Origin of the sequence: Pseudomonas sp. VS40 (assembly GCF_018587885.1) — a bacterium.
Lineage (GTDB): Bacteria > Pseudomonadota > Gammaproteobacteria > Pseudomonadales > Pseudomonadaceae > Aquipseudomonas > Aquipseudomonas pergaminensis.
Genome location: NZ_JAGYWD010000014.1, coordinates 39,026 through 51,968 on the forward strand (window position 1 = coordinate 39,026; position 12,943 = coordinate 51,968).

At 60.0% G+C, this 12,943-nt stretch carries 14 protein-coding genes; 11 read left to right on the forward strand and 3 right to left on the reverse strand.

Annotated features, from left to right (window positions below):
• Positions 1–22: 22 nt before the first annotated feature.
• From KHP07_RS27985 to KHP07_RS27995, 3 genes are read right to left on the reverse strand one after another with little or no spacing between them, the layout of a single operon-like run.
• Complete coding sequence (locus tag KHP07_RS27985; protein WP_214498414.1) at positions 23–496, reverse strand: cysteine hydrolase family protein; 474 nt, start codon at positions 494–496, stop codon at positions 23–25.
• Positions 497–544: 48 nt separating this feature from the next.
• Positions 545–2,371, reverse strand: a complete 1,827-nt coding sequence (locus tag KHP07_RS27990; RefSeq protein ID WP_099493425.1) for a glycoside hydrolase family 15 protein — start codon at positions 2,369–2,371, stop codon at positions 545–547.
• Positions 2,364–3,164: a glucose 1-dehydrogenase gene (locus tag KHP07_RS27995; RefSeq protein WP_214498415.1), complete on the reverse strand. Its 801-nt coding sequence runs from the start codon at positions 3,162–3,164 to the stop codon at positions 2,364–2,366. Before KHP07_RS27995 ends, KHP07_RS27990 begins: the two co-directional genes overlap by 8 nt.
• 254 nt (positions 3,165–3,418) lie before the next feature.
• Between KHP07_RS27995 and KHP07_RS28000 the strand changes: the two genes are divergently transcribed.
• The 11 genes from KHP07_RS28000 (at position 3,419) to KHP07_RS28050 (ending at position 12,907) form a co-directional block, all read left to right on the forward strand.
• Entirely contained in the window at positions 3,419–4,123 is a 705-nt protein-coding gene (locus KHP07_RS28000; protein ID WP_078047753.1) for an HAD family hydrolase, read from the forward strand.
• Between the two features lie 25 nt (positions 4,124–4,148).
• Positions 4,149–5,372, forward strand: a complete 1,224-nt coding sequence (locus KHP07_RS28005) for a transaldolase family protein (RefSeq protein ID WP_099493423.1) — start codon at positions 4,149–4,151, stop codon at positions 5,370–5,372.
• Positions 5,369–6,097, forward strand: a complete 729-nt coding sequence (locus KHP07_RS28010) for a sulfotransferase-like domain-containing protein (protein WP_099493422.1) — start codon at positions 5,369–5,371, stop codon at positions 6,095–6,097. The genes KHP07_RS28005 and KHP07_RS28010 overlap by 4 nt, the downstream gene beginning before the upstream one ends.
• 10 nt (positions 6,098–6,107) lie before the next feature.
• The gene (locus KHP07_RS28015; protein ID WP_078047756.1) at positions 6,108–6,833 is read left to right on the forward strand and encodes an SDR family NAD(P)-dependent oxidoreductase; all 726 of its coding nucleotides are present in this window, start codon (positions 6,108–6,110) and stop codon (positions 6,831–6,833) included.
• Complete coding sequence (locus KHP07_RS28020) at positions 6,830–7,966, forward strand: Rossmann-fold NAD(P)-binding domain-containing protein (protein WP_214498416.1); 1,137 nt, start codon at positions 6,830–6,832, stop codon at positions 7,964–7,966. Before KHP07_RS28015 ends, KHP07_RS28020 begins: the two co-directional genes overlap by 4 nt.
• A 7-nt stretch (positions 7,967–7,973) precedes the next feature.
• On the forward strand, positions 7,974–8,744 hold the full coding sequence (locus KHP07_RS28025) for a class I SAM-dependent methyltransferase (protein WP_078047758.1): 771 nt from the start codon (positions 7,974–7,976) through the stop codon (positions 8,742–8,744).
• Between the two features lie 9 nt (positions 8,745–8,753).
• A complete protein-coding gene (locus KHP07_RS28030) occupies positions 8,754–9,983 on the forward strand; it encodes an MFS transporter (RefSeq protein WP_100491125.1) in 1,230 nt (409 codons plus the stop codon).
• Positions 9,980–10,594, forward strand: coding sequence for an adenylyl-sulfate kinase (gene cysC, locus KHP07_RS28035; RefSeq protein ID WP_214498417.1), 615 nt, complete (start codon positions 9,980–9,982; stop codon positions 10,592–10,594). The genes KHP07_RS28030 and cysC overlap by 4 nt, the downstream gene beginning before the upstream one ends.
• Before the next feature lie 96 nt (positions 10,595–10,690).
• Positions 10,691–11,335 carry a CGNR zinc finger domain-containing protein gene (locus KHP07_RS28040; RefSeq protein ID WP_214498418.1) on the forward strand — a complete coding sequence of 215 codons (645 nt, stop codon included), beginning with the start codon at positions 10,691–10,693 and terminating at the stop codon, positions 11,333–11,335.
• Positions 11,336–11,426: 91 nt separating this feature from the next.
• Positions 11,427–11,927 carry a sigma-70 family RNA polymerase sigma factor gene (locus KHP07_RS28045; RefSeq protein WP_099493417.1) on the forward strand — a complete coding sequence of 167 codons (501 nt, stop codon included), beginning with the start codon at positions 11,427–11,429 and terminating at the stop codon, positions 11,925–11,927.
• A gap of 26 nt (positions 11,928–11,953) precedes the next feature.
• On the forward strand, positions 11,954–12,907 hold the full coding sequence (locus KHP07_RS28050) for a FecR family protein (RefSeq protein WP_214498419.1): 954 nt from the start codon (positions 11,954–11,956) through the stop codon (positions 12,905–12,907).
• Positions 12,908–12,943: the final 36 nt, after the last annotated feature.

Here is a 12,943-nt window from a genome sequence, read left to right on the forward strand (position 1 = left end):
GGTGGGATTGAAGGCAGTGGGGTTACTTGTCCAGGCCGAGGTCGGCGCGGCTTGCCACGTGCTTGAAGTGATGCCGCCACAAATCCACCGCCAGTTGCCCCGACCGGTCCAGTGACGAGCCCACTGTCAGGTCGCTGATCAAGGTTGGCTGCAGCCCCGCATCAAACAACGCAAACCCTGCCGCCAGCACGCAGGTTTCGGTCTGGATGCCGCACACCAGTACGCGCTCTGGCCCGAGGCTTTTGAGGTAGGCAACGGTCTCGGGTGTCGGCGCGTAGCCGTGTTTGATGAAGATGCGGTCGGCTGCAATCAGGCTCTGGTCATTCGGCGCCGGCTGCCAGCCGAGTTGCCGGGCGAAGGGGGTGACGCTTTCGTCATGGCGCTCCACGGTGGCGACTGACGGCATGCGACCCAGCAGGGAGTTGATGCCGTCCACCAGCCACGCAGGCGGGTTGAAGGAGGGTTGCACGTCGATGATCAGCAGTACCTGGCGCATGGCGTTCCTGTCCGTGGTCGAGGGGCTGCCCATTGTGCACACGCCTCCTCAGGGTTGCCAGGTGGTTTTCTCGCCGCTGAGCTTGCGGTCCAGGAACGTCGCCGCGCTGATCAACGCCAGGTGGCTCAAGGCCTGGGGCGTGTTGCCCAAGTGGCGGGCCTGGCTGTCGAATTCCTCTGCGTACAAACCCAGGGGGTTGGCGTAGCGCAGCAGTTGTTCGAATTCCAGGTGAGCTTTTTCCACTTGGCCGGCGCGGGCCAGGCATTCGACATACCAGAAGGAGCAGGCCGCGAACGCGCCTTCGGTGCCTTGCAGGCCGTCGATCTGGCTGTCGTCGTTGCGATAGCGGTAGACCATGCCGTCGCGTACCAGGCTTTTCTGGATGGCTTCCAAGGTCGAGAGCCAGCGCGGATCGGTCGCCGCGACAAACCGCACCAACGGCATCAGTAACATCGAGCCGTCGAGCGCGGTGCTACCGGTGTGCTGGACGAAATGCCCGCGTTCCTCGTTCCAGAAGTTGCTCCAGATATCGGCGTAGATCGCTTGGCGGGTCTGGTCCCAGCGCGCGAATGGCGCCGGCAGCGACCGCTTGGACGCCAGGCGGATGGCACGGTCCAGCGCCACCCAGCACATCAGCCTCGAGTGCAGGAAGTGATGCTGCTCGCCGCGCATTTCCCAGATGCCCACATCTTGGGTATTCCAGATCTCGCAAACCTGGTCGGCGACTTCCACGGTGTGTTTCCAGCCTTCGTGGGAGATAGCTTCCCCGTACTTGTTAACCAGGTACACCGCGTCCATCAGCTCGCCGTAGATGTCCAACTGGATCTGGTCGAACGCCTCGTTGCCGATGCGTACCGGCTTGGCGCCGCCGTGGCCGCTGAAGTGATCGAGTTCGGCCTCCGGCAATTCCTGGCGGCCGTCGATGCCGTACAGGATATTGATCTTGGTCGGCTGGCTGCAGCAGTCGCTGACCCGGCCTTTGAGCCAGCGCATATAGGCGTTGGCTTCTTCGATAAAGCCCAGGCGCATGAAGGCGTAGACGGTGAACGATGCATCGCGGATCCAGGTGTAGCGGTAGTCCCAGTTGCGCTCGCCACCTGGCGTTTCGGGCAGGCCGAAGGTGGCGGCGGCGATGATTGCGCCGTGTTTGCGCGAGGTCAACAGCTTGAGGGCCAGCGCCGAGCGGTTGACCATTTCGCGCCAGCGTCCGCGGTAATTCGACTGCGCGATCCAGCCGCGCCAGAACTTCAAGGTATGGGCCAGCGCCAGGTCGGTGCAGCCGCAGTCCACGCGTTCATCCTCCTGGCCGCCGAGGACGAACTCGGCACCTTCTTCCTGGCCCAGGGCAAAACTGGCCACGGCGGCGTTGTCCTCGATTTGCAGCGCGTGGCTGCCGGACAGGCGCAGGCCGGGCTGGCCGTCGGCACTGAAGACAACGGAGCCGTTATCCATGTCGGCGTGCGTCGGCGTGCGGGCGTAGTCATGCCGCACCGCGCAGCGCAGATGAAGCGTGGCCTTGCCACTGACCACCCGCACGCGGCGGATCAGCAGGGGCAAGTCATCGATTTCTTCGCTGATGACCAGCAGGTCGGTGATCTCCACCACGGCGTCGTCGCTGAGCCAACGGGTCTGCAGCACGTTGGTGTCGGGCAGGTAAATCTGTTCGCGGCGCGCGTTGGGCAGGTCCGGGGTGAGCTGGAAGATCCCGGCGTCGGGGCTGTCCAGCAGTGCGCAGAAGATCGACGGGCTATCGAATTCCGGCCAGCAGAAAAAGTCGATACTGCCTTTGTCATTCACCAAGGCGGCACTGCGCATATCGCCAATAATGCCGTGGGCATCGATGGCGCTCTGTTGTTCGTTCTTCAAATCAACCATTGCCACGAAACTCCGGATATAGGCTCATGCCGCCGTCAATAAAAAGCGTGCTGCCGACGACATAGTCGGACGCATCACTGGCCAGCCATACAACAGCGTTGGCCACATCTTCCACATCGCCTACGCGACCGTAGGGGATCAGCTTGAGCAGTTCCTGTTCCGCCGAACCTTCGGTGGCCGCCCGGTTGATCGCCGTACGGATCGCCCCCGGCGCAATGCCGTTGATGCGGATGCGCTGTTCGCTGACTTCCTGGGCGAGGGTTCGCATCAACATTTCCACGCCGCCCTTGGATGCCGCGTAATTCACGTGCCCGGCCCAGGGAATCAACTGGTGCACCGAGCTCATATGAATGATTTTGCCGGCAGCCCGCGACACGCCTTCGCGCACGCCCTGGCGGTTGAAAATGCGCACGGCCGCACGGGCGCACAAGAACTGGCCAGTGAGGTTGACGCCAATCACGGTATTCCAGTCCTCGAGACTCATGTCCACCAGGTTGGCGTCCTTCTGCATACCGGAGTTGGCCACCAGGATGTCCAGGTGGCCGAAGGCATCCAGGGTCTGGGCAAACAGCCGTTCCACGTCTTCTTCTATTGATACGTTGGCGCCGATGGCAATCGCTCGGCCACCCTCGGCGTTGATCTGCTTGGCCAACGCCTCGGCCGGGGCGGCCTGGCTGTTGTAATTCAGCACCACGGCCGCTCCGGCTTGCGCCAGGGCCTTGGCCGCGCCGGCGCCGATTCCGGAACTGGCGCCTGTCACCAGGGCCACTTGTTGCTCCAACGAGATACGCATTGCTCACCGACCTTAAAATTCGTGAGTTCAAGTAGCTGACTGACGGCGCGCAAGGGAAGTTCATCCGTGTGAATTTAGCGACTACAACCATGGTGAAAAATGGAATAACAGAACTATAAAAAATAACCATAAGATACTAAAAAACCGCTCAAAAGCGTTTGACAGGCTTTTTCGTCGCGTGTCTTATAGGCACACCTCAGCCCGCTCCGTTGGTAGTTCGGAAGTCATCGCGGGGCCACCTATAAGAGATATCTATGTGCCATTCGGCCGATATAGGGGAACTACCAGGTCAGGTAAAAACAGCAGCCTTAGTTGGCGTGCCTAAGTTAGTCATCTTCGATTGCGACGGTGTACTCGTGCAAAGTGAAGAGATAACCCTGTCTGTGTTGATCGCCATGCTTAATGCGCTTGCTCAGCGCGAGACGATGCTTGATGTCACCCGTTTTATTGAGCACTTTCGTGGGCGCAAGATTGCCGATTGTTTGCGTGAGGCTGAACAGCTTTTAAATATCAGCCTGGAGGCTGAGTTTGAACAGCACTTTCGCCAGCAGGCATGGGAAGCGCTGACACTCAGTTTAAAAGCCACAGAGGGAATGATTGAAGTACTGGAAGGCCTGGCGGTTCCTTATTGCGTTGCGTCGAGTGCGCCGCGCAATAAGATCGAACACTGTTTGCGTATGACCGGGCTGCTTCCTTATTTCGAAGGGCGAATATTCAGTTGTTATGAGTTGGGCCGTTGGAAACCGGATCCCTTGGTGTTTCTGACCGCCTGTGACACCTACGGTGTTGATGTCAGTGATGCCGTGGTGGTTGAAGACAGTGTTACCGGCATTCAGGCGGCGGTTGCCGCCCATATAAGTGTCATCGGTTTTGGCCCGGCCCATCGGCATTCGCAGTTGGCCGCTGCCGGCGCAGTGCCCATTACCGATATACGTGAATTACTGGCCATTTTTAATTGATCTCATTACTCAGGGAGGAGGCGTCGTGAACACACTTGGTTACCCGGAGCGGCTTAAACGCAACGATCAAAGCTCGCAAGTTTGGTGGGATTCATCGCCTGCCGTGTACCTGCCCTATAAACAACACCTGCTGGAAAAGTACCCGGCGGCGGCCACTTATATAGAAGCCTTGATGCCGGATGAATTCTCAGCGCCTTGGGGCTTGTGCAGCGTGACCACCAACCCTCGGTTGGTGACGGCCGTAATCCTCGAAAAGCGCGAGTATTGGTCTTCACGCTTCAACCTGGCCAGCCTGTCTCCAGCTGAGTTGCGCAAGCAGTTGTACAACGAGGTCATCCTCGAAGGGGCTGCGACGCTCAAGCCGCGCTGGGTTCAATCGGCCCAAGCCGAAGGCTGGATTTCCGCGCAAGTCGACCCGGTGGACGTGCGCTGCACCGAGCGCATGACCGCCAGGGGCCTGGAGCTGCAGCGCCTGGCGCCGAACGTGATGGTCAAGGTGCCGGGCAGCCTGGAAGGCATGGCAACCGTTGAACAACTGGTGGCCCAGGGCGGGTCGGTGAATATCACGTTCTGCTTCACGGTCGCCCAGTTCCAGGCGGGTATCCAGGCCATCGAGCGCGGCAGGGCGACCGCGCGCAGCAACGGGATCGACACCAGCCACTGCAACTACGTCATTACCTTCATGATTGGGCGCTTCGCCTGCCAGCCTGAATTCACGCTGCAAGCGGCGGAACGCGGCCTGGCATTGAGCGCCGAGGAGCTGCGCTGGGCCGAACTGATGATCTACGAGCAGATCCAGGCGCTGGTGGCGGCCTCGACCGTGCCGGTCAAAACCCTGCTCTCGAGCATAAAGGTCGACGTGGACGAGCGGGGCAACAAGCACTGCTGGCACCTGGAAAAGACCGGGCAGACGGCGACCTGCTACACGCTGACCCCGGAGGTGGTGGAGTTTCTGATCGAGCGCGAAAGCCACGGCAAACCGGTGGCGCCCGCCGTGCAGCCGCAGAAGCCGCCGGCGGCAACCTTCGCCAAGCTGATTCGCATCCCGTATTTCTACGAAGCCTACTTTGTCGACAGCATCGAGCCGTATGACTTCGGCAACCACGAAGCCTTCATCAACGCCTGCAACGAGGCCAACAGTGCGCACCGACGCCTGGCCGACTACTGCGTTCGGCTTTGCCCGGTGACCAAACCCTTCAAGCGCGCACTCAATGCGTTGCTCGCCGCCGAATTCGGGGTGATCGCATGAACCGTATGATCGGGTTATGGGCCCATCCACGTTCGCGTTCCACCGTGCTGGAGCGTGTGTTTATCGAGCGGGGGGACTTCGAGGTCTTTCATGAACCCTTCGCGCACATGGCCTTTTCCGAGGACTCGGCGATTCCTTCGGATGAGTGGGATCACAGTTTGCCCACGACTTACGAGGGTATAAAAGAGCATCTTCTCAAAGCCCGCGAGCGCACTAACGTGTTTCACAAAGATATGTGCTACCACTGCCTGGATGACTTGAAAGTGGATGTCGACTTTCTTGCGCAACAGGACAATGTCTTTCTGATTCGCGAACCCGCCAGCAGTATTATTTCTCATCATCGGGTGCACCCCGATATGCCGTTGCAGGCCATTGGGCATAAAGCGCTGTATGACATATTTTGTGTGGTCACCAAACTAACCGGCAAAGTGCCTTATGTGATTAATGCCGATGATCTGGCGGCCGACCCGGAGCGAGTTATTCGCAAACTCTGCGATCACCTGGGTATTGAGTTTTTGCCACAGGCCATGACATGGAAACGTGAGTGTCCACAACAATGGAAAACCTGGCGCAGTTGGCACGTGGCGGCAGAAAACAGTGAGCGTATTGTGTCGCCGGATAATCAACCGGTTGATGTGCAGGCATTCGAACAGTTTCCGAAGTTAAAAGCGATGTATGAATACCATCGGACCTTTTACGCGCGCATGAATGAGTTTTGTCAATAAGGATTGTTGTATGAAGAAGCTGATTGTGACCGGGGCGGCCAACGGAATTGGTCGGGCAACTGTTGAAATGGCGATACAGCAGGGCTACTTCGTTATTGGTGCGGACAAGGATGCCGAGGGGCTTGAAGTGTTGCAGGGACTTTATGGCCCCGATGTATTCGACGCGCAGGTTGCCGACTTTTCCGATATGGCCGTTATCAAGGGTTTTATTCCGGCCCTGTATGAACGCCATGCGACTATTTATGGGTTAGTCAATAACGCCGGTATTTATCACGGCAAAAGTGTCTATGCCTATTCCGATGAGCAGATAGACGAGATCCTCACCGTCAACCTCAAGGCCCTGGTCTATCTCTCCAAGGACTTCGCCGAGCGGGAAATGCAGCACGAAGCCCCACGCAGCATCGTCAACATCGCTTCGGTGGCCGGTGAGGTGGGCAGCTGCGACGCCCTCTACGGTGCCACCAAGGCGGCGGTGATCGGCCTGACCAAGGCCAACGCCTGGAACTTCGCCCCGTTCGTGCGGGTGAACGTGGTGTCCCCGGCGCTGATCCACGAAACCGCCATCTACGGCACCATCCCCGAATACCGCCGCGCCGAGTACGCCCGCCAGGAGGTCCTCAAGGACCCGATCCTGCCCAGTGGGGTGGCCGAGGTCATCTTACTGCTGGTCGGCGATGCCATGCGTCACATCACCGGCCGGGTGATTCCGGTCGACAACGGAGCCTACCCACGGTGAGCCATTCCATGCGCAAGAAAAAGCTGCTGCTGGTGGGCGCCGGCAACCTGTGCCTGCAGATCCTCAAGATTCTGGGGCCAAAAAACGCCTTCGAGTTTGTAGTGCTGGGCCGCAATGAAGAGGCGACGCTGCGGTTGTGCAACCTGGTGGCGCTGTCGTGTGCGCAGCTGGGGCAATTCATCGCGATCAAGCCGGTGATTGCCGACCTCACGGACATCGGCAAGGTCGCGCAGCTGCTGCGCGAAGAGGCGCCGGACATGCTGGTGAACTGTGCGTCGCTGCAGTCATGGCGGGTCATCACCGGGTTGCCCAAGCTGTCATTCGAAAAGCTCGACCAGGCCCAGTTCGGCCCCTGGCTGCCCATGCACCTGACGTTGATGCACTGCCTGATGCAAGCGGTAAAAGCCTCCGGCATCACGACGAAGACCGTCAATGCAGCGTTCCCGGATGCGGTCAATCCGATCCTGGCGCGCATCGGCCTGGCGCCGGACATCGGCGTGGGCAACGTGGCCAATCTGGTCCCGGCGGTGCGTCTGTCCATTGCCCGTCTGATGGAATGTGCGCCCGCCGATGTGCAGGTGCAGCTTTATGCCCAGCATTACTTCAGCCACTACGTGCCGCGCGGTGGGCTACCTCCACGTGCCAGCTATCGCCTGTTGCACGAGGTGCGCGACCGACCGGACGTGGCGCGCCTGCCGGCCGAGGCGATTTTCTCAACGGTGAAGTCCGAGTACCGCCGCCTGGGCGGGGTGGACGGGCAGTTTCTCACCGCGTGTTCTGCGGTCACGGTCATCGAAGGGCTGTTCTCGCCCACGCCGGTGCTGGTGCATGCGCCGGGTCCACTCGGGCTGCCGGGCGGGTACCCGGTGCGGCTGCACGATGGACGGATCGAGGTGCAGTTCTCCGAGGCCTGCCCCCAGGACGATGCGGTGCGCCTCAATACCATCTGCCAGAGCCAGGACGGCATCGACGAAATCCACTGCGATGGTTCGGTCACCTACAACCCGCAGTGCATGGCCGTCATGCAATCGATGCTGGGCTATGCCAAGCACACCATGTCCATCGAGCAGTCCGCCGAGTTTGCCCGCGAGTTGGCGAGCAAATACTTGTCCTTCAAAAATTCAACCTGGTAGGTGTGTGATGAATCAGATGTCGGGGCGCAAGCACAACGAAGTTGCCAGTTATGCCACGCAGTATTCGGCGGATTTTGTCGAGCGTTGGGATGAGTTGATTGATTGGGAAAAACGCAAGATAGGGGAGGACGGCTTCTTTGAACACTTGCTGCGACGTCACGGCGTGCAGTCGGTGATCGACGTTTCGACGGGCAGTGGCTTTCATGCTGTGCAGCTCAAGCAGGCGGGGTTTGATGTGGTCGCCACCGATGGCAGCAGCACCATGTTGACCAAGGCGCGGGCGAACTTTCGCAAACATGGCCTGGACATCCAGTCCCATTATCGGGACTGGCACTCACTGGACGCCCAGGAGCTTGGCCAGTTCGATGCGGTGGTGTGCCTGGGCAGTTCGCTGTGCCATGTGTTCGCCGCGCACGACCGGCTGCAGGTGCTGGCGAAATTCAGGGCCTTGCTCAAGCCGGGCGGCCTGCTGATTGTGGACCAGCGCAATTTCTTCGCCATCCGTGCCGGCAAATTCAAAGCCAGCGGCCATTACTACTACTGCGGTACGAACGCTTCGGTGAGCCTGGGACAGGTCGATGAGCACCTGTGTGAGTTCATCTATTCCTTCGATAACCAGGAGCAGTACAGGCTGCAGGTTTATCCGCTGCTGCCGGGGGAGTTGAAGGGAGAAGTACTCAAGTCCGGATTTACCGACCATGAGAGCTACGGTGATTTCGAACGTGACTACGACATGATGGATTGTGATTTCGTCATCCACACTGCGCGCGCCGAATAAGGAGGCTAGATGAGCACACTCGTACAGAGCAATGCCCGCCCACTGGACAGCGTCGTGCTGGCGATCGTCCTCACCGGGTTCGTGGCCAGTACCTATGGCTTCGGGGTTTACCTGTTCGCCAACCTAGTGGTGGACATGCGCCGCGACATCGGCTTTGACTACACCACGGTGGGCCTGATCACCGGCGGCGCGCAGATCGGCTTCCTGCTGTTTTCATCGGTCACCAGTGTCATCAGCCGATATTTCGAGGGCTGGAAAATCAGCCTGGTCTCCACCGTGATGACCTCCCTGGCGTTGCTGGGCCTGAGCATCAGTCACAGTATCTGGTTGTCGGGCGCCTTGTTGATCCTGCTCGGCGGCTGCTCCGCGTCGGTGTATATCCCATTGGCGGAGATCGTCACCAAGGGTTTCAGCCCGGGCAATCGCTCGCGGGTCATGGGGCTGATCTCCAGCGGCACCAGCTATGGCGTGTTCATCAATGGCTTGCTGGTGTCGTTCCTGACCTTGAATGGAGGCTGGCGCTCGATCTGGCTCACCGCCGGGCTGATCTCGGTAGCCCTGTGCGTGGTGGCCTGGTTTCTGTTGCGCAACCTGTCGGCAAGCCAGGACACCGGGTTCGCCGGGGAGCGCGCCAGCGCGTCGGACAGCCACCAACCGTGGCTCAGTCGCTCGTTGTACCTGACCTGGGTCATCGCTTTTCTCAATGGCATGGCGCTGCTGCCGTTCCAGACTTACCTGGCGCCGTTCCTTCGCGATGAATTGGGCGTGTCGGTACGGGATGCCGGCTTTGTGTGGACCACTATCGGCGCCGTGGGCATGGCGTCGGGGTTCCTGGTGGGATGGATTGCCGACAAGGTGGGCGTGCGGGCGTCGCTGGCGATGTGTTTCCTGAGCGCGGGGCTGGCCGCCACGCTGGTGTTCAGTTTCAACAGCCTTGCGCTGTTCTACCTGGCCGCGTTTTTGTTTGCGTTGGCGTTCTACCCCATCTTCGGGCTGGTCCCCAGTTACATCGGGCAGATCGTGCCGGTCAGCCGGCTGACCCAGGCCTTCGGCATTGCCAACGTGTTGATCGGCCTGGGTGGCGTGTGCGGCAACTTCCTGGGCGGTTTTTCCAAGGACCTGACCGGGTCGTTCTCGACGGTCTACTGGGTGGTTGCGCTGTTGCTGTTCGTGCAATGCGTGATGGTGTTCATGTTGGGTAAACAGCCTGTTCCAGTGAGGGAGGGTGAGCGGCCATGAGTTATTTTCCTGAGCGTCCAAACCAGAATCTGCACGCGTTTGCGTTCAGCCACCGGCGTGGCGAACACGCGCGGATACAGCACAAGCCGGCGGTGATCTGGATGACCGGCATCTCCGCGTCCGGCAAGTCGACCATCGCCGATGCGCTGGACCTCGCCCTGCAGGAACAGGGGCGGATCACCGCGATTATTGATGGCGACTCGGTGCGTGGCGGGCTGTGCCGGGACCTGGGTTTTACCGACAGCGACCGTGACGAGAATATCCGGCGGGTCGCCGAGGTCGCGCGATTGATGCTGGAGGCGGGGCTGATCGTGATCGTGGCGCTGATCTCACCGTCGTCGGCCAGCCGCCACTACGCGCGCTCGATCATCGGCAATGAGTTTTTTGTCGAAGTGCACGTGGACGCACCCTTGGCAACCGCCGAACAACGCGACCCCAAGGGCCTGTATAAAAAAGCCCGCGCGGGGTTGATCAAGAACTTCACTGGTATCGACTCCCACTATGACGTGCCGGTGTTTCCGGAAGTGCACCTGAATACCCAGGCGCTTTCAGTGGAAGAGTCGGTCGCAACGATTCTTGACTGGGTGGCGCATAACGACGATCGCAACTAGCCGTCTGTCTTTGCGTCGTGGGGGCAGTGTTTGCAACGCGAAAAAACAAGGTAATCTGCGCCATCGCACGGAGAACGCGTTTTTTCAGGAGCAGGCATGACACATTTTACGGGCACTGCAAAATCGATCCGTCTGATTGGTGGGGCCCGGGTATTGGACTTTATCAATACCACCAACGGCCGTCGTCCCGGTACGGCGCTCATGGTCAAGGAAGAACGGCTCACCAGTTTTCAGTTCTTCTTTGAATGGGCGTTGCATGCCGCGCTGATCTCCCCCCGGGAGTTTGAAGACTATAAGCCGATGGTGTTTGAGCCATCGATGGCGTACCAGCCGAACCTTGACGCGATCATCGCGTTCAGGGAATGCCTGTACGCCGTTTTCTACCCGTTGTCGTTGCAAGGTGCTGCGCCCGATGGCGCCTTGCAACAAGTCAACGAGACTTTCCAGCAGGGCGTTGCCCGTCGGGTGCTGCGTTCTGTCGAAGGCAAGCCTGCCTGGGGGTGGATGCCCTGCACCACTACGCAAGAGCTGACGGCCATGGTACTGGGGCGCCTGGCGATAGAGGCCACGCAATTACTGGTATCCGGTGATCTGCACGCGTTGCGCAGTTGTGGCGCCACGGACTGCGATTGGGTGTTCCTCGACATCTCCAAGAATAAACAGCGCAAGTGGTGCCAGATGAGCGTGTGTGGCAGCCGGGAGAAGCTCAGCCGTCTCAAGCAGGTGGCGAGCCCGCAATAGATTCAACGCGGTGCCGCGTACGACGGGTAGCAATTGCTCCACTTAATAGGAAGCATTACTATTCACGCCCCGCCTCCCCAGTGCTCCCGCGATGATCCCTCAGCCGCCCCGCAGAACAGGCTTTTTCGAACACTACGAAGAGTTGATCGGGACCTGGACGCGCCGCCTGAGAAACCGTCAGCAGGCCGAAGACCTGGCCCACGACACCTTTGTGCGAGTGCTGGAGTCAACCTCCTCTGAAGTAGAGCAACCGCGTGCCTATCTGCATCAAACGGCGCGCAATATCGCAGTGGACGCTTATCGACGCGAAGACCGTCGGGAAGCGATCACGCTGGAAGCCTTTGATCAGCGTTCGCCCCACAGTGGCGACCCGGAGCACTTCATGCACGCGATCCAGTTGGCGGACTCTATCGAGCGGGCCCTGGCCGAACTGCCACTCAACTGCCGCAAGATTTTCATCTGGCAGAAAATCGAGGGCCTGACCCAGCAGGAAATCGCCGCACGCCTGGGGCTGTCTAAAAACATGGTGGAAAAGTATATGATCCGCACCCTGCGGCATCTGCGCGACCGCCTGGACGCGATGGCGCCATGACCGCCCGCCATGAAACAGGACCTTCCATGATGGATAACCGTGCCCGAGACGAAGCCGCGCAATGGTTTGTGCGCCTGCAAGACGCCGAGTTGAGCGTTGCCGAGCGCCAGCGCTTCGACGCATGGCGCCTTGAGCATGCCGACCACCAATATGAGTTCGACGTGCTGCAAGGCCTGTGGAGTGCCACCGACCTGCTGCCCAAGGCGCGCCTGCAGGCACTGTGTGAAGCGCCGGTAGAGCGCCCCAGACGTCGGGCTGTGTTGCGTTATGCAGTGGCTGCCAGCGTGGTGGCTATTGCCCTGGGGCTGGGCCTGTTCAGCGGGCTTGATCATCCCAAGCCCTACAGCGCCGAGTTCAGCACGCGCCTGGGCGAGCATCGCCAGGTGGCATTGCCCGATGGCTCGGTGATGGACCTCAACAGCCGCAGCATTGTCGCGGTGCACTTTGAAAAAGGCCGGCGTGGCGTGGAGCTCAAGCAGGGCGAAGCGATGTTCAGTGTCGAGCACGACACCAGCCGGCCTTTTGTCGTGGCCGCCGGGGCAGGGCAGGTGACAGTCACCGGCACGCGGTTCGATGTGCGTCGTGATGACGACCAGACCCGCGTCATGGTCGAGGCCGGTACCGTGAAGGTGCAAGGCCGTTCCCCGGACAAAGTGGTGACGCTCACCGCAGGCCTTGGGACCCATGTCGACAACAAGGGCCTGGTGGCGGCGGCCTACGGTGTGAACACCGAAGAGTTGACCGCCTGGCGCGGGGGCAAGCTGGTCTTCAACAACGCATCGTTGGGCGAAGTGGCCCGGGAAGTCTCGCGGTATCGCGAGCAACCGCTGCGGGTCAGCACGCCGGCGGTGGGCAACCTGCGCCTGACCAGCGTGTTCAAGGCCAACGATACCGATGCCTTGCTCAAGGCGTTGCCGCACATCCTGCCGGTCGCCGTGCGCACCTTGCCGGACGGCAGCCAGGAAATAATTTCACGCTGACATTCAGGTTTTTTTCGAGTTCTTCGTCTTCTCCTG

Bases quoted from the DNA above. Each gene is read 5' to 3' on its own strand.
- KHP07_RS27985 (WP_214498414.1), bottom strand. From the start codon at position 496: ATGCGCCAGGTACTGCTGATCATCGACGTGCAACCCTCCTTCAACCCG.
- KHP07_RS27990 (WP_099493425.1), bottom strand. From the start codon at position 2,371: ATGGTTGATTTGAAGAACGAACAACAGAGCGCCATCGATGCCCACGGC.
- KHP07_RS27995 (WP_214498415.1), bottom strand. From the start codon at position 3,164: ATGCGTATCTCGTTGGAGCAACAAGTGGCCCTGGTGACAGGCGCCAGT.
- KHP07_RS28000 (WP_078047753.1), top strand. From the start codon at position 3,419: ATGTGCCATTCGGCCGATATAGGGGAACTACCAGGTCAGGTAAAAACA.
- KHP07_RS28010 (WP_099493422.1), top strand. From the start codon at position 5,369: ATGAACCGTATGATCGGGTTATGGGCCCATCCACGTTCGCGTTCCACC.
- KHP07_RS28015 (WP_078047756.1), top strand. From the start codon at position 6,108: ATGAAGAAGCTGATTGTGACCGGGGCGGCCAACGGAATTGGTCGGGCA.
- KHP07_RS28025 (WP_078047758.1), top strand. From the start codon at position 7,974: ATGAATCAGATGTCGGGGCGCAAGCACAACGAAGTTGCCAGTTATGCC.
- KHP07_RS28030 (WP_100491125.1), top strand. From the start codon at position 8,754: ATGAGCACACTCGTACAGAGCAATGCCCGCCCACTGGACAGCGTCGTG.
- cysC (WP_214498417.1), top strand. From the start codon at position 9,980: ATGAGTTATTTTCCTGAGCGTCCAAACCAGAATCTGCACGCGTTTGCG.
- KHP07_RS28040 (WP_214498418.1), top strand. From the start codon at position 10,691: ATGACACATTTTACGGGCACTGCAAAATCGATCCGTCTGATTGGTGGG.
- KHP07_RS28045 (WP_099493417.1), top strand. From the start codon at position 11,427: ATGATCCCTCAGCCGCCCCGCAGAACAGGCTTTTTCGAACACTACGAA.
- KHP07_RS28050 (WP_214498419.1), top strand. From the start codon at position 11,954: ATGATGGATAACCGTGCCCGAGACGAAGCCGCGCAATGGTTTGTGCGC.